Raw genomic sequence first — 18,449 nt, forward strand, 5'->3', positions numbered from 1 at the left:
CAAAAGGTCTAAGTGTGAGAAAACGGCACCTAAATGCCCGATTGGTTCAACTAACATTCAGTAGGAGTTCCTACTGAATGAAGTTTCACTTTATCCCGCATGTAAGGTGCCGTAAGACTCCCACTTCAAGACCTGATTTGACACAAAAGGTCTAAGTGTGAGAAAACGGCACCTAAATGCCCGATTGGTTCAACTAACATTCAGTAGGAGTTCCTACTGAATGAAGTTTCACTTTATCTAATTAGACTAGCTGACTATTTTTTTCGCGAATAAAATGACAGATTGTTTCAATCGTATTTAACACTTCATATTCATCGTCACCAATTGTGACATCAAATTCTTTTCCAATAGCAATTACGAGTTCTAATGAATCTAAGGAATCGAGTCCTAATCCTTCATTAAATAATGGTTCACTATCGATAATTTCCTCGGGTGTCACTTCTAAATCTAAACGGTCAATAATGCATTCTTTTACGCGGTATTCTAATGTTTTTTCACTCATTTTTTATTCCCTCCATTTTTGTGCAAAATGTCAAAATCATATTTAGACAGATAGGCCTCCGTCAATCGCAAAGACTTGACCAGTTATATAATTTGCTTTTTCAGACGCTAAAAAGGAAGCAAAATCAGCAATTTCTGTTGGTTGTCCAAATCTTTTTAGTGGAATGGAGTCACGATATTCCTCTAACATACGATCTGGAAAATCTCCTGTCATATCCGTTTCGATAAATCCCGGGGCAATGGAATTGACGAGAATATTAAAAGGGGCCAACTCTTTTGCCAACACCTTCGTCATTCCGTTTATTCCTGATTTACTTGCCGCGTAAGCGGCTTGTCCTGAAATCCCGCTAATACTTGCAACAGAACTAATATTAATAATTCTTCCCTGCTTTTTTTCAATCATTGGACGTAATACAGCTTTTATCCCGTAATATGTACCTGTTAAATTTGTATCAATCGTGGCATTCCACTCTTCAGGTTTTGTCATCATTAAATATTTAGGAATTAAAATTCCCGCGTTATTGACTAAAACATCAACCGTTCCAAGTTGATTGACAGTAGTATCAACCATTTCCTTCATTTTTTCAGGATCAGTGACGCTACCTTGATGAAGAATTGCTTCTCCTCCGTTTTCTTGAATGATCTCTACCGTTTTTTCAGCATCTTCCAAACTGCGATTATAGTTAACAACGACTTTATAGCCCTCTTTTGCAAGTGCAACTGATATCGCTCTTCCAATACCCCTGGAAGCCCCCGTTACAATAGCAACCTTTTCATTTGTGCTCATCATTTAGCTCCTTTAGTTGTTCAACTCTTCTTAGTCTCATCAAATGGTTTAACTTTCAACTATATGAGTCATTCCATTTTTTTATTTGAAGTGCCATATGGTTTCCACCAATTTCATTGTTTAACACCAACGCTTCTTTCGCATTTGTATTTCTATTTAGAAGGTGAACCGCGCTAATTGTATGTAAAATGCTAGAAGCACCAAATGTTTCTCCCAATTTTTCTTTGGGGCAATGCCATTCTATATTTGAATATGTATCGTTTAACGTCTGAAATATTGTTTCTTCTAATTTTTCGACCTTTTCCGAACCGTTCGAGGTTTTAACGACGATCAACTCATCGACATGTTCGTCAAGGGGAATCTGTTTAAGTAAATCAAGCATAATCGTACTATTCGGATCGATATCTTCAAACCAAAGGTGTAAAGATGGCTCACATCCAAGTGCATATTCACCAATTTCACCATAAATAATCGCATTCCTATTTTGTGCGCTTTCTAATGTTTCGAGCACGAGTACCCCAACGCCTTCACCGAAACGAATAGAACTGCCGAGATGGCAATAAGCCTCGACCATATTTTCATTCAATTCATCAGCTCCGGCTACAATAACTCTTTCTGCCTGTCCTTTTTTTAAGAGACTCATTGCATAAGGGATCGCAGATAAGCCTGTGAGGGTTGAGGTAGGTCCTTTTATGTTAAAGGAAATACAGACATGGCCTTGTGCAGAATTTAACACGGTATTGGGGAATAACCTTGGACTTGCATTCGATGGGCCGTCTTGAATTAATTGCTTTGTGTAACGATTTGTCGATTCCCAAGGTCCAAAAGTGGTGCTCATGATAAAACCAGATGTTTCCAAATCTTCTTTCTCTGTCAATTTTGCATCACAGAGACCATTGTGAACAGCGGCGATAGTTAACTTGGCGAAGCGGTCCATATTTCTAGTCTTATAGGGTGACAGTAATTCTTTGTATTGTTCATCATCGACCCGAAACCCAGTCAATGCGAGTTGCAGTTCTTCTGAAATCCAGCTGTCAGGTATGGGATCTTTATGATGGACGATAGCCTCGCGCAGCAACTGTTGACCAATGCCCAAATGTGTGACTGCACCCATGCCCGTAATGACGATACTCATAAATAACCCCCTCCTTTTCATGTAGTTTTGCTTTTTCACAAGCCAGATAGGACTAATGGATGGTGTCCTTCGTTTCATTTACTGCTTTTACAGCACCTAAATTCTACAATTTTTTTCCGATTTCACCCCTTATTTCCTATTTCTTACTCTTTATTAAATTATAACGCACTGCTTTCAGATTTCACCGCAATCCTTATTGCGGCTTTCCGTAAGGGAATTTACGTTAGGAAAAATCTAAATGGAAAATGACCGTTTTTTACTGCCTTTTTAGTAGTTTTGTTTCACGTTATTGGAATAATATGGTTTCCAAAATGCTAGATGGAGAGATTTGCAAGAGGGATATAAAAAGCCTGCACCATCCAGGCCTTACACGATATTGGGACGGAGCAAGGCTTTCTTTTGGCCTTCATTTCACGAGCTGTAGGTGAGGCATACTGTTTAGGGGAGTACTCAGTGCGGCATGCCGGGGAGCGCTTTTGTCATAGTAAATCCCCCGATTTGCTCACTCAATGAGGTATTTTCACTTGCGGTTTTCCGCAAGGTTGAAGATTCGATACGGTCATCATCACCGCCCTGAAGATCAATGCTAAAAAGATACAGGATTCGGCAAAAGAAGAAATGTATCCGGTGTATGATCAACAATACATGTCCAGACATAAAAGGCTTAGACCTTTGTTGCTCTGCAATTGGAGACATTCATTGCTCATTAAGTGGCTTAAAGGTTGCTGAGCTATTTAGAATCATCAGGCGCAGGCTCATTCCAAATGAGATACAGCACCCCGGACATTATTTATAAATCACATCCAAGCCATGGAGTGCCATATGGACAAAATGTATCGATCTTTTTTCTTATTTTTAATGGCCTTGCTTTTTGAAAAAGACCTTTTTAAGAAGTACCACCCAATAACATATCATAAGGTATCGCCTCCCGGACTCGTCCATGAATTCCTTCTGTAGTGGTCGCTTTACAAAGAGAATTCCAAATGGACTCTTCCACCGTATCTACAGTCATTTCAAACAATCGAGAAATAGTATCGCCGTCTTCTCTCAAAAATGTAAAGGGTATCCTTTTTGGGTGAGGGGGCGACTCATGAGGAATACGATGGGCAGTGGAGAAAGCAATGACAATATCTCCGCTCCCGTGAGCAGCATAAGAGCCCGTTCTGGAAAGTCCAAAAGAAGCGCGCTTTGCTAAGCGGCTTAATTGTCTTTCATTGAGGGGGGCATTTGTTGCCAGAATGATCATAATGGATCCGTCTGGCATTTTTTCTTCCTGTTCGGAGCAACTTGTCCAATCACCCCTTGGGGGACGAAGATCTTTTTTCAATCCAAAATTACTAACCACAAATGCTCCTACAGTAAATTGTTCCGTTCCAAAGGAGGCGACTCTGGAACTTGTTCCCACACCACCTTTGAACCCCAAACAAGACATGCCTGTTCCCGCTCCCACGCATCCTTCTTCAATCACTCCCGATTTAGCGGATAGAATCGCTTGGCGGGCATGGTGGGGCTTGACATGGAGTCCGCGAATGTCATTTAAATACCCATCATTGCATTCTCCCACGATCACATTCACGGTGCCTGTTGTATCGCCAATTTGTGGATTTTGATGAAGGAGATGCCGAAGGGTTCCTTCCGAGACTGCCGGTACTGAAAAAGTATTCGTTAAGAGGATAGGACTTTCTATAAGGCCCAGCTCTTGCAATTGGATCGTCCCTACTGTCTTTCCAAACCCATTAATGACATAAGCGCCGCCTAAAACCTTTTCTCGGAATACATTATCAGGATGAGGCAAAATGGCAGATACTCCTGTTTGGACTGTACAACCATTTTCTTTCTTGTCGGAAAGAGTGACATGGCCAACCATCACTCCTGGTATATCTGTAATGGAATTGTGCGTACCTGTTTTGTATCTTCCTATGGTTATGCCTAAATCTCTCAATCGAACTCTCGTCATTTATCTATACCTCCACCATTTTTAGCCATTTTCAACCGCCAACTGCTATTCGCTAAAAACTTTTTTGCTTAGCCATCTTTTTCAAGAAACGTTCCCCTTTTCTTGAGATAGTAGTTCCGGAACGTCCCTGGCGAACATTTAATAAATGCAATTGATTCAGCACTTCCAATCGTAATCGCAACTGTTGTTCGGAAAGGATGATACCTTGCTCCCGCAGTTTTTTTCTAACGATAGCGCGCCCAAAAGAAGCGCATTGTTTCTTACCTTTGGCGAAGATGTTAAGAATTGCGAGACTTTCTCCCAAAAAACCATGTTCTTCTATCCTTTTAATCAGCTCATTTACATCACTTTCGCTCATTTCTTCTGTTGAGTTATTTAGAAGCCTGCCTTTTATGTAAAATGGCAACGATTCTAACGTCAATTCTTTTTCTTCCAGACAGGCCATGTAGGATAAAGCGTTAAACAGTTCTCTTACATTTCCCGGCCATGAATACTGCTTTAAAAGTTCAATCATATTTTGGGGAATGATTAAGTCTTCCCGATGTAAATGAGAATGAAGATATGTTTCAATGAGCGACTCAAAATCTTCTTCCCGCTCTGACAAAGTTGGCATTTTACACGTTAAAACCGACAACTGATAGAATAAATCTTTACGAAAGCTATCTTGATCCACTAACAATGAAAGATCTATATTACTAGTTGTAATCATTCTTACTCGTACGGGGACAGGGTGATGCCCTCCCATTCTAATCACTTGCCCTTCTTCTATTACTTGAAGAAGTCTCCCTTGCATTGAAATAGAGAGTTCATCTATTTCTTCAATGCACAATGTTCCGCCGTTTGCCAATTCAAACAACCCTGGGGTAGTCTGCCCGTTTGCTTCAATACCGAACAATTCTCTTTCTAATAATTCCTTTGGCCATGCCGAACAATTAATATTTAGATAAGGTCCTTCCTTGTTAAAGGAGTCGTTATGAATAGACTGAGCCAGCACACTTTTTCCTGTACCAGTTTCTCCAAAAATATGTACAGGGTCATTCATCTTGGAAATTCTTTTTGCGATATACAAAACATCTTTCATTGCTTGACTATTTGCAATCATGTCATCAAGAAAATATTTGGCGTTTTTTTCGATTGTATTTCTTGCCCATTTACGAAAATAAGTGGATTCAATATTTGATTGGTTTTCATTTGCCAATGCCACTAAAGATTTCATATAACGATTCGTCAAAAAAAATTGGGAGCAATCTAATCTAATTTCTTTCACGACTTCAAAGACTGTTTCCAAGGCCAGCACACGGTAGCCGATGTCTATTACTTCAAAAAGCCCTTCTGGAACAAGTTGCATTTCTCCGGGAGTAATGACAAAGTCGATATCTAACGGAATCCCGGTATCTGGATTATAGGCATAATAGTTATGTTCAAAAACGACTTTTTTAAGAGCTTGAACCGTCTCTTCGGTGTTTTGCTTTGTATCATTTACGACAAGAATATTTTTTCCTTTCGTGGCAGAAAGCAATCTTGCCATATTCACGTAGTTAAATCCACGTTCGGCAATGATATATTTTACTTCTTTTGGTAAAAAAGGCCGCACAAGCGGTAATATAAATTTAGATCCCAATAAAATCGTTTCTTCTTTGGAAATCGTTTCTCTTGCGAGGTATTTAATAGAAATGGGGCGAATCTTTATTAAATCTCCAGCGATTTCTGTCATTTGCTTTGCAATCATATCCAAATATTCATCTTGAATTGAAATGATTGTCAGTATCTTTTCCGCCACTTTCTTTTCACTCCTTTGTCAATCACATCCAGTATATCCCGCATGTAAGGTGCCGTAAGACTCCCACTTTAGGAATTGAGTTGAAATAAAAGGTCTAAGTGTGAGTTGACGGCACCTAAATGCCCGATTGGTTCAACTAACATTCAAGGAGAAAAGCACTCCTTGAATGAAGTTTCACTTTATCCCGCATGTAAGGTGCCGTAAGACTCCCACTTTAAGAATTGAGTTGAAACAAAAGGTCTAAGTGGGAGAAAACGGCAGCTAAATGGCCCGATTGGTTCAACTAACATTCCGTGTAAAAAGCATTCCACTGAATGAAGTTTCATTTTATCATTTATATAAATGACAGGCAGAAAAGTGACCAGGCTCTATTTCTTTCAATTCAGGAATGACAGTTTTACAAATTTCCATGCATGCATTGCAGCGCGGATGAAATGTGCAACCTGTTGGTGGATTGGATGGGCTTGGAATATCTCCTTGTAAAATAATCCGCTCTCTTTTGATCCGCGGATTCGCAATAGGCACTGCGGATAGTAAGGCTTTCGTATATGGATGTAAAGGGTTCATATATAAAGACTCTTTATCGGCCATCTCAACAATTTTTCCAAGATACATGACACCAACTCGGTCACTAATATGCTCAACGACACTTAGATCATGCGAAATAAAGAGATACGTCAACCCAAATTCTTTTTGTAAGTCTTGCATGAGGTTTAGCACTTGAGATTGAATGGAAACGTCCAGGGCTGAAACGGGTTCATCTGCGACGATCAGCTTGGGATTGACAGCGATTGCGCGCGCAATTCCTATTCTTTGTCTTTGCCCGCCGCTGAATTCGTGGGCATAACGGTTGGCGTGATAGGAATTGAGGCCAACATACTCCAATAATTCATGTACGCGTTTATCTCTTTCTTTTTTAGTCATTATCTTATGAACAATTAATGGCTCGGCAATAAGGTCTCCAATTTTCATTCGCGGATTTAAAGAGGCATAAGGGTCTTGAAAAATCATCTGCAACTCTTTTCTTGTACTCCGCAATTGTTTGTCATTTAAACGGCTGATATCTCTTCCATCAAACCAAATTTCTCCTTCTGTTGGCGCCAATAATCTCATGACCATTCTGCCTGTTGTCGATTTGCCGCAGCCACTTTCCCCAACCAGCCCCAATGTTTCTCCTTTTTTTATAGAAAGTGATACGCCATCGACCGCACGGACATATGAATTTTTTCGGTGAACCAGTCCTTTTTTAAGAGGAAAGTATTTTTTTAAATTTTTTGCTCTCACCAAAAGCTCAGCCAATTATTTTTTCCTCCTTTGCAGTGACATTTTCATAGAGAAAACAGCGGCAGCGATGTCTTGTGGAGATGGGCAGTAATTCTGGATTTTGCTCTTTACAAACATCCATCACTTTCGTGCAGCGTGGAGAAAATTTACAGCCCTTGGGCATATTGGCGGGAGTAGGGACATTACCAGGGATAGATTCCAGCCGGTCTGCTTTTTGGCCTAATGTTGGAATCGAGTTAAGCAATCCTTTTGTATAGGGATGTTTGGGATTTTCAAATAATTCTATTACATCAGCCTCTTCTACAACTTGTCCGGCATACATGACCACAACGCGGTCACACATTTCAGCTACGATACCTAAATCATGCGTAATCAACATAATGGCAGTCCGTTTTTCTTTTTTCAATTTCTTCATTAATTCCAGAATTTGGGCTTGAATCGTTACATCGAGAGCAGTGGTTGGTTCGTCCGCAATTAATAGGGTTGGATTGCAAGACATGGCCATCGCAATCATCGCTCTTTGTCTCATCCCACCCGATAGCTGGTGCGGAAATTCATGAATGATTTCTTCTGCGCGAGGTATTCCTACTTGTTTTAACATGTTAATCACATGTTCTCTCGTCTTTTTTTTGTCGTATTTTAAGTGCAGTTTTACCGCTTCGCCGATTTGTTCGCCAATTTTATAGACTGGATTCAATGAAGTCATCGGTTCTTGAAAAATCATCGCCATTTCGTTGCCGCGAATCTGTCTCATTTCATTTTCAGACAAAGACAAAAGGTTTTTTCCCTTAAACCGTATTGTACCGCCCACGATTTTTCCCGGCGTATGAGAGAGCAGCCTCATGACGGAGAGGGAGGTGACACTTTTGCCACAACCTGATTCACCAACAATTCCCAAAGTTTCACCTTCGTTTATATAGAGGTCGACACCGTTTACCGCGGGAATTTGGCGATCATCCACGAAAAAGAAGGTCTTTAAGTTTGTAATTTCTAATAGCTTCCTGTTCATCTCATCACTTCCCGTCTCTTAATCTTTCATTTTGGGATCCAGGGCATCTCGCAATCCATCACCTAATAAGTTGAAGGCAAGTACGGTAATGAAGATCGCGAACCCCGGAAAGAAAGTAACATGGGGGGCAGTGTTCAAAAAGTCTCTCCCGGAACTGAGCATGGCGCCCCATTCTGGTGATGGCGGCTGAGCGCCCAAACCTAAAAAGCTAAGGCTGGCGGCAGTTAAAATGGATGTTCCAATTCGCATTGTAAAGTAAACAATAATACTAGATACTGTTCCTGGGAAAATATGTTTCCAAATAATCCGTCTGGCTGGTGCTCCAATGGATCTTGCTGATTCTACATAAACCGTCTCTTTAATAGACAGGGTACTGCTCCGAACAATCCTTGCGAAAGTCGGGATGCCAAAAATAGCGACGGCGATAATCACATTCTCAAGACCCGGTCCCAAAATGGCAATAATGCCAATGGCCAGCAAAATACCCGGAAAAGCAAATAAAACATCGCAAAACCGCATGATGATACTATCTATCCAGCCACCATAAAATCCACTAACGAGACCAAGAACAGTTCCAATGACAGCTCCGACGAAGACAGAACTTAATCCGACAAAAAGAGAAATTCTCGTTCCTTCAATAATCCGGCTAAAAATATCTCTGCCAAACGCATCTGTTCCTGCCAAATGTTTGAATGATGGGGAACTCAAAATATTTTCATAGTCGGGTTCTGTTGATGAATAAGGGGCGATAACAGGGCCGATAAGAGCAATAACAAATAGTAAAACAATAAAGCCTCCGGCTATCATAGCCAATCGCTGTTTTTTAAACTTCCGCCAAAACGCCATAAACGGGGTCCGAATCTTTTCATTATTCTGTTGCGCCATCTGTTCTTCCGTTGAAACAGTGACAGCTCCATGTTCCATTTCATTTATCCCTCCCGCTATTCATAACGTATTTGTGGATTCATGATTCCATATAAGATATCAACAAGCAGATTGATTAACATAAACTCCAATGCAAAAAGCAGCATTTCTGCTTGAATAACCGGATAGTCACGGAATGAAACGGAGTCTATCAGTAAACGTCCCAATCCGGGCCAACTAAATACAGTTTCAACTACTATAGAGCCTCCCAATAAAAATCCGAATTGCAAACCAGTCATCGTCACAACAGGAATCATTGCATTTTTCAGGGCGTGCTTCCATACGACAATACTTTCTTTTAAGCCTTTGGCCCGGCCTGTACGAATGTAATCTTCCCTTAAAGTGTCCATTAATGAAGAACGTGTAAAACGGGCAATAACAGCCGCTACTCCGGCCCCTAAAGTGACAGATGGCAAGATATAGCTTTTCCAAGAATCAATGCCTTCCGTTGGGAACCACCCCAATTTCACTGAAAATAATTGAATGAACATCAAGCCCAGCCAAAAAGAGGGGAGAGAAATCCCCGAAACCGCCCCAAACATACCTGCATAATCTTGCCATTTGTTTCGTTTGGTGGCAGAGACAACACCAATCAATAGACCAAATATAATAGCCCACGCCATACTCCAAATCGTTAACCAGAATGTGGGCATAAATCTATCGGCAATTTCATCAAAAACAGGACGTTTGGTTTTCATGGATGTGCCCAAATCTCCTTGCAATAAGTTGCTCATATAGGTTAGATACTGGGTCACGATCGGTTTGTCCAAGCCTAATTCCTGCCGAACTAGTTCAATATCTTGGTAACTGGCATCCGGACCCGCGATCAATCGTGCCGGATCTCCAGGAATTAAATGAACAAACATAAAAATAAAGATAGTTACGATCATGAGTGTCGGTATGATCCCGAATAACCGTCTCACAATATAGAGAAACATCGTTCTCCTCCTTCCCGAGCGTCATTTGATTAGGGGCTGGGACATAAGCAAATACATATTATTTGTGTTAAAAAAATCCCAAACATCGCTACGTCAACATATTTCGCTTTCCGCAGGTCTTTTCAGATTCCTCGGAAACCAAAGGTCGCTTTCTGCGGGATCTTCAGCTCGAGCTATTCCCGCAGGAATCTACCTATTTTGACTACGCTAAAAGCTTGCGTATTTTACACTGGGGCAATTGATCCGGCATGTAAGGTGCCGTAAGACTCCCACATCAAAATCTTGATTGAATACAAAAGGTCTAAGTGGGAGAAACGGCACCTAAATGCCCGATTGGTTCAACTAACATTCAAGGAGAAAAGCATTCCTTGAATGAAGTTTCACTTTATTGTTTGTTTTTTCATCAGCTAATTTAGTTGTGTCCCAGCCTCCAGTCCATGTTTTATCTTTTGATTTCAGCTTCTCTGGCATTCATAGAACCGTCAGGAAGTAGATAAACACCTTCTAAATAGTTCTTCTTGCCTGCCATCGTGTCCTCAACCATTAGAAATGCCCAAGGTGCGTCTTCCCAAATCAGCTCCTGCATTTTTGCATAAGCCGCTTTTCGCTTTTCCGGGTCTGCTGTCTGCAGGGCTTCATTAATTAGTTGATCCACTTTTTCGTTTTCGTAATATGCTACATTGTAAGATTTAGGGGGGATTGCATCTCCCGCCAACAATGGACGAATTCCCCAATCTGCATCCCCTGTGGAAGAGGACCAACCTCCATAGAAGAGCTCAACTTCGGCATCCTTTGCCTCTTGAACGGACCAAATTTTGTCGGATAACGTTCCTGCCTCCATGGGTACAACATTTACTTCGATCCCAATTTCACCTAATTGTTGCTGGATGAACTCCATGGCCTTAATGGCATCAGAGTTGTTTCCTCCCCATACCGTCGTTTTGAATCCGCTTTCATAACCTGCCTCTTGTAACAATTGCTTCGCCTTCTCTGGGTCATAAGGATAGGGTGTTTGTTTAGAATAAAATTGCAGTCCGGCAGGAATGACTGAATCCATCTCACTTCCATATCCTCGGTAAACAACCTTTAAAAATGCCTCTTTGTTAATTGCGTAATTAATCGCTTGGCGAACTTTTATATCATTAAAGGGCTTTTTTGTCGTATTCATTGACATATAGCGGGCTACAATAGAGGGGCTATTTTCAACAATAATGCCGTCAGTGCCATTGATGGATTCGGCTTGTTCAGTGGGGATGGGGTAAATAAAGTCAGCCTCTCCAGTCTGCAACATGGCTACACGCGCACCACTTTCTGGCACTGGCTTAAATTTTATCCCGTCCACTATTGGCAAGCCTTCTTCCCAATAGTCTGGGTTTTTTTCAACTGCTAAGTGATCACTTTGATTCCATTCAACAAACTTGAAAGGTCCCGTTCCAACAGGGTTCATAGCAACGTCTTTTCCATACTTTTCAATAGCGGCAGGACTTATGATTCTTCCTGCGGGATGGGCAAAATGATTGAGCATGGCGCCAAAAGGTTCTTTTAGAGTAACGCTGACTGTGTATTCATCTATTACTTCCGTTTTTTCTACAAGTTCAAACATGCTATAGCGCTTTAACTTGTTATCCGGATTGGCAACACGGTCAATATTGACTTTCACCGCTTCGGCGTTAAAGGGAGTACCATCATGAAATGTGACACCTTTTCGTAATGTAAAGGTAAAGACTTTGGCATCATCGCTCGCCTCATAACTTTCTGCTAATACAGGAATCATGTTCATGTCTTTGTCAAAACCGACAAGTCCTTCCAACATGGTCGATTGAATAGATCCGGATAATGTGTCATTTGTGTCATGTGGATCCATGCTGATGAGATTATCTTTGACGGCGATGACAATGGAATTTCCTTCTTTCTTGGCAATTGGTTGTTCTTCGGGGTTCTTGTTTGTTTTGCTTTTTTGATCCGCATTTGAACTAGATTGGCCGGAACATCCTGCAAGCACAAGGTTTAACGCAACGAAAATCGTTAAAAAAGCAGTAAAAAATCGTCTTTGAAACATGTTTTTTCCCCCTTGCTATTTTTTATTTACAATAGTGCTTTTGCACTTTTGTAACGTAAAGGATGGAATAAGCTCACCTACATGTTCATTTCTGGCATTTTTTAAAGCGGGACGGTAGTGATGTTGTAAATGGTGGAGTTGATCTTGACTCATCATGCCGAGTTGTCTTAATGTCTCTAATACTGCTGGATAGACTGCACGCCCATTTCCGTCTTCTATTTTGATCGCAATACCCATTCCAGTTTCTTTATCACCTATTAGGTAAACAGCTTCTGCTCCTGCTTTTCCCAATAGGCGTCCTTTGGCGGTTCTCATAAGTTGTGTGCAGAAACGGCCTGTTCCGCCGACCATTTCGGGGTGCTTTATCATAGCCGCTGTAATTCGCTTTACTGCTTCAGCCCTTTTACTTCCTAAAGAATGGGGATGAGCCATTCTGGCGAAGCCATAAGCCAATCGTTCCAAGGGCAAAGCATGGACTGGCACCCCGCATCCATCAACTCCCGTTTTGATTTTTTCCATTGGATAATCAGTGACCTCGGAAATGACTTGTATGATTCTTTGTTGGACAGGGTGGGTAGGCAAATAATAATCTTCTAGCGTTTCATGATGGTGTATAGCCGTTATGAGCATCCCTGCGTGCTTACCGGAACAATTGTTGTACAAAGGAGTAAGATCTTTTCCTGAAGAAATGAGATTTTTATATGTATCGTGCGCATGGGGGATATGTGTGCCGCATTGTAAAGAAGATACCTCAACTCCAACCCGCTTCAACATGGAAAGTACCCGATCAGTATGTTGGGATTCCCCGCTATGGGAAGCACAACACAACGATAGCTCTTGATCAGTCATTTCGTATTGATCTGCGGCCCCTGTTTCTACGATCGGTATCGCTTGTAGAGGCTTAACGGAAGAACGGGCATATGTTACCCGGTGAGGATCACCCACTGAATAGAGCAGTTCTCCTTCCGAGTTCACAACGGCGACATGGCCGAAGTGGGAACTTTCCAAATTTTCACCGCGGTATACATCTACTAGTTTGATAGGTTGCAAAGTACAACCTCCTTTTGTAAATTTTTAAATTTTTTGCAATCATTTGTCATATTGTAATACAATTAAAAACCTATTTCAACCTATTTAGGGAAGGGGTTGTTGTTATGTGAAGGGAATATACTTAAATAGGTTTTATTAGGGGGATTAGAATGAAGGTTTTTATATCGGCTGATATGGAGGGAGTGGCAGGGGTTGTCCATCGCGAGCATACTGCGCGCAATGGCCAGGAGCATGAGCGGGCAAGGTTGCTGATGACTGAAGAAGTAAACGCATGCATCGAAGGAGTCTTAACTTGTGGAGCTAAAGAGATAGTAGTCAATGATTCACATGGATCCATGCGGAATGTAATCCCTGAAGTGATCCATCCGGCGGCTGATTATATCACCGGCTCTCCCAAGCCGCTCGCAATGATGGAAGGGATCGGTTTTCACTATGATGCGGCTATTCTTTTAGGTTACCATTCTAAAATGGGGAGCAAGGGAGTATTGAATCATACTTTTCATGGAGGGGTGATTGAAAATATTAAAATCAATCAAAAAGATATGGGAGAAATCGCAATAAGCGCAGGAATCGCTGGACATTTTGGTGTGCCAGTTGTTCTTGTTACTGGATGTCAACATACTGCTGATGAAGCTAAAGACTTTATTCCGGGGATTGAGACAGCAATCGTCAAGCGGACTATTAACGAGCTATCAGCAAGGCATTTAAGCCCGAAAAATGCCCGCAACCTCATAAAAGAACAAACTATTTCGTCCATTTCTAATATTGCCCAAATAAAACCGGTTGTAATGAAAGGTCCTTTTGAAGTGGAGATCACTTATCTTCATACAGGGCTGGCGGATGCCGCCGCGATTTTACCGATTGTAAAGAGAATAAGCCCCAAAACCCACTGTTTCCGGACCGATGATTTTATCACTGCTTTTCGGTACATTCGCAGTTTAATCGCGATAGCAAGTGCTGTTGGCTAATCACAATTAATTCTCAGTTTGTTCTCTGGAACATTTCACTAAAAACTTACATTAATAAAAATACACAATAAATTTACAATCATTTAAAGTGGAATCAACAATCACTAGATATATTAGGAGGGAATGGAAAGATTAACCATTATAGTCTCAACAGCATATAGCATTTTATGCAGCGTATGCAAAAACCGGTAGTGATGGAATGTTCACTATAAAAATTACGCATGATGGGGGTCATTTTTTTATGAAGAAATGGTTGCAAGCGTGTTTCATTTTATTAATCATGTCCCTGGCGGTGTTATCGGCATGCAGTGGTGATGAGGGATCGAAAAAAACAGATGGCGAAGCGGCCAAAGATGGCGAAGGCGAAGAAATAGAAGAGTTGTCTGTACAGTTCGTTCCATCGCAAAATGCAGATACATTAGAAGCGAAAGCAAAGCCGCTGGAAAAGTTATTGAGTGATCAGCTGGAAATTCCAGTAAAAGTAAGCGTTTCTACCGACTATAACACGATTGTAGAAGCCATGAAATCGAAGCAAGTAGATGTTGGTTTCTTGCCTCCTACAGCATATGTACTCGCTAAAGAACAAGGTGCTGCAGATGTTATCTTGCAAGCACAGCGCTATGGGGTAAATGATGATGGGTCACCAACAGAAGAATTGGTTGATTCCTATAAGTCTATTTTTATCGTCAAAAAAGATTCTGATATTGACTCTGTAGAAGATTTAAAAGGAAAGAAAATTGGCTATCAAAACGTTACGTCCTCTGCGGGGTTTGTGTGGCCGGCAGCCACCTTGATGGAAGCGGGCATTCATCCTTTGGAAGATGTTGAAGCAGTTACATTAAAAGGCCATGACCAAGCGATTATTTCTCTCCTCAATGGGGATGTTGACGCGGCTGTTACATTCCAAGATGCCCGGAATGTAGTCGTTGATGATTATAAGACAGTTTTTGATGATACAAAGGTAATCGAATTTACAGAACCGATTCCGAACGATACGGTTACGGTCCGGCCAGACATTAGTGATGAAATGAAAGAAAAAATCACACAAGCCTTTATTGAAATTGGAAAAGATAAGGAAGGACAAGAGATCATTCGTGATATTTACTCCCATGAAGGATATGTGGAATCACAAGATAGTAATTTTGATATTGTAAGAGAATATGAAGAAAAGGTGAGTAAAGAAGTTAAATAAGGAGACTGTCTCGTAACTACATAGGAGAGAAAACCTATCTACCAAACAGGGAATGCCAAGTCTGTCTCGTAACTACATATAGGAGAAAAAGCATGATAAAGGGAAATGAAGGCCGGCAGGAAACGGTTGGGCCGCCAATTTCCCTTTTATCTCGCATGTAAGGTGCCATATACACCACATCAAGACCTGAGTTGATACAAAAGGTCCAAGTGGGAGAAAACGCACCTAAATGCCCGATTCGTTCAACTAACATTCAGTAGGAGATGGAAGAAAACGCCTACTGAATGAAGTTTCACTTTATGATGATGAAGGTAGGGAATATTTTGATTGAATTTAAACATGTTTCTAAAATATACCCAAATGGAGCGCGTGGTTTAAAAGATATTCATTTACATATTGATAAAGGGGAATTTGTAGTGATCGTTGGTTTGTCTGGTGCGGGAAAATCAACGTTATTACGGTCGATCAATCGACTGCATATGATTACGGAAGGAGAGATCATTGTTAATCAAAAGTCGATTACTCGCGCAAAAGGAAAAGAGCTTTATGAAATTCGCCGGGATATTGGCATGATATTTCAAAACTTCAATCTTGTTCGCCGATCATCTGTTATGCGAAATGTGTTGTCTGGGCGAGTGGGTTATCATTCTACCTTGCGAATGGTGTTAGGCTTGTTTCCGAATCGAGACAAAGAACTGGCGTTAGAAGCGTTGGAACGTGTTGGTTTACGAGAAAAAGCCTATGTACGGGCGGATCAACTTTCAGGAGGTCAGCAACAAAGGGTTTCGATTGCCCGCGCCTTAGCTCAAGAAGCAAACATTATTTTAGCGGATGAACCAGTGGCTTCTTTAGATCCGTTAACAACGAGACAAGTAATGGATGATCTGGCCCGCATTAATCAAGAACTGCATATAACGATGGTCGTTAATTTACATTCGGTCGAATTAGCGAAGGAATATGCGACGCGCATTATCGGATTGCGTGATGGGGAAGTTGTATTTGATGGGGCTGTATCCGAAGCGACTGATGAAGTATTTGAACAAATCTATACGAAAGAAGACAAGAAACATGCGAAGATGAGGGTCGCCGAATGAAAAAAGCATATGTTTTAGAGCAAGACGCATCTCTTCCGCCAACGAAAACGAAGCCGCTCATGACAGGTATACTCGTGATGGCGATTGTGCTGGCAAGCGGATGGCAGATTGGTTTTTCTTTTTCCGAATTAATGGATGGCCTTCCCAATATGTGGGAGTTAGTTGTTCAGTTGGTGCCCCCGGACTGGGCGTATTTTTCCGAGGTGACCGCGCCGATGCTGGAAACAATCAGGATGGCTGTTGTGGGTACAACATTGGGAGGATTAGTGGCTTTCCCATTAGCGATGTTGGCGGCAAGAAATATCTTTTTTTCACGGTGGGTGACTGTTCCGGCCCGTTTGATATTAAATCTGATCCGAACACTTCCCGAATTACTATTGGCAGCACTATTTGTGGCTATTTTCGGTATTGGGCCCATTCCCGGGATTTTTGCGTTAATGTTATTTTCTTTGGGGATCATTACAAAGTTATTTTATGAGTCGATTGAATCGATTGATCCAGGACCAATGGAAGCGATGACAGCGGTCGGCGCCAATAAAATCAAATGGATCGTATTTGGTGTCGTGCCGCAAGTTATGTCTTCGTTTATTTCGTTTTTCTTATATGCATTTGAAATCAACATTCGGGCGGCGGCTGTATTAGGATTGGTTGGTGCGGGGGGAATCGGATTATATTATGAAAAAACACTTGGATTTTTTCAATATGGGCAAACATCATCCGTCATTGTATATACATTAATCGTTGTCCTTATAATTGATTACTGCAGTATGGGGATAAGGGAGAAACTAACATGACGCAGCGCAACAATATCGTTTATATTCGCCGTTTTTTCATCGGATTGGTGATACTTGCCATATATGTATGGGCCTTTGCCGGATTACCCGCCATCGAACTAAAGGAAACCTCTATGGAAATCGTCTCGGCCATTATGGCGGGTTTATTTTCGCCTGATTGGGCGTATGTGTACGATCCTGGTGGTGAAGATTTACTTCGCGGATTGTTGGACACCGTTGCCATTGCGGTTCTTGGAACATTTATCGCGGGAATTCTCAGCATTCCTTTTGCGTTTATGGCATCCAACAATATTACAAAAAGCAAAACATTAGTGGGAACAAACAAGTTTATACTAAGTTTCATTCGTGTTTTTCCCGATATCGTTCTTGCTTTACTATTTATTAAAGCGGTGGGGCCCGGGGCTTTCGCTGGTGTACTGGCTTTAGGGATTGGCGCAGTTGGCATGTTGGGGAAGCTGATTTCCGAAAGCATTGAAAATGTGGACTTGAGCGCAAGGGAAGCGTTAATCGCAACGGGGGCAAATCCGGTTAAAACGTTTATGTTTGCGGTTGTTCCGCAAGTGTTGCCAAACTATTTTTCTTTTGTCATGTATCGGTTGGAAGTAAATATGCGGGCCGCTTCAGTATTAGGAGTCATTGGGGCAGGCGGCATTGGCACACCGCTTATTTTCGCTTTAAGTGTTCGCGATTGGGAGCGGGTAGGCATTATTTTGCTGGGGATCATCGTGATGGTTACCCTGGTTGATCTTTTATCTGGTAAAATTAGAGGTCGCTTTACCTGATAATATAAAAATAGATTCAGCTCCAGGCCTGCCAGCAGCTTGGGGCTGCAAGGCGTGGGGGAGAATGGTCCGGGTGCGAAGGGCTATCCGAAACGAAGAGTGTTCGACTGAAGTGTCGACCGGATGAATGAATGTTGTCAGTTCCTTGTTCAAACGTTATTCATGCGATCAATAACTTACGGAAAAGTCGACAAT

General features: G+C 41.5%; 16 protein-coding genes. 5 read left to right on the forward strand and 11 right to left on the reverse strand.

Translation table 11 applies throughout. The annotated features are described in order from the left end of the window. Positions 1 to 241: 241 nt before the first annotated feature. The 11 genes from JOC94_RS14935 to JOC94_RS14985 form a co-directional block, all read right to left on the reverse strand. Positions 242 to 502, reverse strand: a complete 261-nt coding sequence (locus JOC94_RS14935) for an acyl carrier protein (RefSeq protein ID WP_077113919.1) — start codon at positions 500 to 502, stop codon at positions 242 to 244. Between the two features lie 42 nt (positions 503 to 544). Then, on the reverse strand, positions 545 to 1,291 hold the full coding sequence (locus JOC94_RS14940) for a 3-oxoacyl-ACP reductase family protein (RefSeq protein WP_077113918.1): 747 nt from the start codon (positions 1,289 to 1,291) through the stop codon (positions 545 to 547). A gap of 52 nt (positions 1,292 to 1,343) precedes the next feature. After that, entirely contained in the window at positions 1,344 to 2,423 is a 1,080-nt protein-coding gene (locus JOC94_RS14945; protein WP_077113917.1) for a beta-ketoacyl synthase N-terminal-like domain-containing protein, read from the reverse strand. Positions 2,424 to 3,309: 886 nt separating this feature from the next. Beyond that, positions 3,310 to 4,380, reverse strand: a complete 1,071-nt coding sequence (locus tag JOC94_RS14950; RefSeq protein ID WP_077113916.1) for a DmpA family aminopeptidase — start codon at positions 4,378 to 4,380, stop codon at positions 3,310 to 3,312. Between the two features lie 52 nt (positions 4,381 to 4,432). Further along, the gene (locus tag JOC94_RS23400; RefSeq protein ID WP_083717727.1) at positions 4,433 to 6,160 is read right to left on the reverse strand and encodes a sigma 54-interacting transcriptional regulator; all 1,728 of its coding nucleotides are present in this window, start codon (positions 6,158 to 6,160) and stop codon (positions 4,433 to 4,435) included. Positions 6,161 to 6,490: 330 nt separating this feature from the next. Then, positions 6,491 to 7,459: an ABC transporter ATP-binding protein gene (locus JOC94_RS14960; protein WP_077113915.1), complete on the reverse strand. Its 969-nt coding sequence runs from the start codon at positions 7,457 to 7,459 to the stop codon at positions 6,491 to 6,493. Further along, positions 7,452 to 8,453 carry an ABC transporter ATP-binding protein gene (locus JOC94_RS14965; protein ID WP_077113914.1) on the reverse strand — a complete coding sequence of 334 codons (1,002 nt, stop codon included), beginning with the start codon at positions 8,451 to 8,453 and terminating at the stop codon, positions 7,452 to 7,454. Before JOC94_RS14965 ends, JOC94_RS14960 begins: the two co-directional genes overlap by 8 nt. An 18-nt stretch (positions 8,454 to 8,471) precedes the next feature. Further along, positions 8,472 to 9,338: a nickel transporter permease gene (nikC, locus tag JOC94_RS14970; protein WP_077113946.1), complete on the reverse strand. Its 867-nt coding sequence runs from the start codon at positions 9,336 to 9,338 to the stop codon at positions 8,472 to 8,474. A gap of 56 nt (positions 9,339 to 9,394) precedes the next feature. Continuing rightward, on the reverse strand, positions 9,395 to 10,315 hold the full coding sequence (gene gsiC / locus JOC94_RS14975) for a glutathione ABC transporter permease GsiC (protein WP_077113913.1): 921 nt from the start codon (positions 10,313 to 10,315) through the stop codon (positions 9,395 to 9,397). Between the two features lie 442 nt (positions 10,316 to 10,757). Next, positions 10,758 to 12,374, reverse strand: coding sequence for a glutathione ABC transporter substrate-binding protein (locus JOC94_RS14980; protein WP_077113912.1), 1,617 nt, complete (start codon positions 12,372 to 12,374; stop codon positions 10,758 to 10,760). A 15-nt stretch (positions 12,375 to 12,389) separates the two neighbouring features. Beyond that, positions 12,390 to 13,424 carry an asparaginase gene (locus JOC94_RS14985; RefSeq protein ID WP_077113911.1) on the reverse strand — a complete coding sequence of 345 codons (1,035 nt, stop codon included), beginning with the start codon at positions 13,422 to 13,424 and terminating at the stop codon, positions 12,390 to 12,392. Positions 13,425 to 13,573: 149 nt separating this feature from the next. Here JOC94_RS14985 and JOC94_RS14990 point away from each other — a divergent pair, with 149 nt between their 5' ends. The 5 genes from JOC94_RS14990 (at position 13,574) to phnE (JOC94_RS15010) (ending at position 18,254) form a co-directional block, all read left to right on the forward strand. Then, entirely contained in the window at positions 13,574 to 14,392 is an 819-nt protein-coding gene (locus tag JOC94_RS14990) for a M55 family metallopeptidase (protein ID WP_077113910.1), read from the forward strand. A gap of 241 nt (positions 14,393 to 14,633) precedes the next feature. Continuing rightward, positions 14,634 to 15,584 carry a phosphate/phosphite/phosphonate ABC transporter substrate-binding protein gene (locus JOC94_RS14995; RefSeq protein WP_077113909.1) on the forward strand — a complete coding sequence of 317 codons (951 nt, stop codon included), beginning with the start codon at positions 14,634 to 14,636 and terminating at the stop codon, positions 15,582 to 15,584. A 305-nt stretch (positions 15,585 to 15,889) separates the two neighbouring features. After that, the gene (gene phnC, locus JOC94_RS15000) at positions 15,890 to 16,678 is read left to right on the forward strand and encodes a phosphonate ABC transporter ATP-binding protein (protein ID WP_236017116.1); all 789 of its coding nucleotides are present in this window, start codon (positions 15,890 to 15,892) and stop codon (positions 16,676 to 16,678) included. Beyond that, on the forward strand, positions 16,675 to 17,472 hold the full coding sequence (gene phnE / locus JOC94_RS15005) for a phosphonate ABC transporter, permease protein PhnE (protein WP_077113908.1): 798 nt from the start codon (positions 16,675 to 16,677) through the stop codon (positions 17,470 to 17,472). Before phnC ends, phnE (JOC94_RS15005) begins: the two co-directional genes overlap by 4 nt. Next, a complete protein-coding gene (gene phnE, locus JOC94_RS15010; RefSeq protein ID WP_077113907.1) occupies positions 17,469 to 18,254 on the forward strand; it encodes a phosphonate ABC transporter, permease protein PhnE in 786 nt (261 codons plus the stop codon). Before phnE (JOC94_RS15005) ends, phnE (JOC94_RS15010) begins: the two co-directional genes overlap by 4 nt. Positions 18,255 to 18,449 lie beyond the last annotated feature (195 nt).

Origin of the sequence: Siminovitchia thermophila, assembly GCF_016909185.1 — a bacterium.
Taxonomy (GTDB): domain Bacteria; phylum Bacillota; class Bacilli; order Bacillales; family Bacillaceae_C; genus Siminovitchia; species Siminovitchia thermophila.

Excerpts from the sequence above, each read along its gene's own strand:
- JOC94_RS14950 (WP_077113916.1), bottom strand. The coding sequence starts at position 4,380 with ATGACGAGAGTTCGATTGAGAGATTTAGGCATAACCATAGGAAGATAC.
- JOC94_RS14995 (WP_077113909.1), top strand. The coding sequence starts at position 14,634 with ATGAAGAAATGGTTGCAAGCGTGTTTCATTTTATTAATCATGTCCCTG.
- phnC (WP_236017116.1), top strand. The coding sequence starts at position 15,890 with ATGAAGGTAGGGAATATTTTGATTGAATTTAAACATGTTTCTAAAATA.
- JOC94_RS14945 (WP_077113917.1), bottom strand. The coding sequence starts at position 2,423 with ATGAGTATCGTCATTACGGGCATGGGTGCAGTCACACATTTGGGCATT.
- phnE (WP_077113908.1), top strand. The coding sequence starts at position 16,675 with ATGAAAAAAGCATATGTTTTAGAGCAAGACGCATCTCTTCCGCCAACG.
- JOC94_RS14965 (WP_077113914.1), bottom strand. The coding sequence starts at position 8,453 with ATGAACAGGAAGCTATTAGAAATTACAAACTTAAAGACCTTCTTTTTC.
- JOC94_RS14940 (WP_077113918.1), bottom strand. The coding sequence starts at position 1,291 with ATGATGAGCACAAATGAAAAGGTTGCTATTGTAACGGGGGCTTCCAGG.
- gsiC (WP_077113913.1), bottom strand. The coding sequence starts at position 10,315 with ATGTTTCTCTATATTGTGAGACGGTTATTCGGGATCATACCGACACTC.
- JOC94_RS14980 (WP_077113912.1), bottom strand. The coding sequence starts at position 12,374 with ATGTTTCAAAGACGATTTTTTACTGCTTTTTTAACGATTTTCGTTGCG.
- JOC94_RS14935 (WP_077113919.1), bottom strand. The coding sequence starts at position 502 with ATGAGTGAAAAAACATTAGAATACCGCGTAAAAGAATGCATTATTGAC.
- JOC94_RS14990 (WP_077113910.1), top strand. The coding sequence starts at position 13,574 with ATGAAGGTTTTTATATCGGCTGATATGGAGGGAGTGGCAGGGGTTGTC.
- phnE (WP_077113907.1), top strand. The coding sequence starts at position 17,469 with ATGACGCAGCGCAACAATATCGTTTATATTCGCCGTTTTTTCATCGGA.
- nikC (WP_077113946.1), bottom strand. The coding sequence starts at position 9,338 with ATGGCGCAACAGAATAATGAAAAGATTCGGACCCCGTTTATGGCGTTT.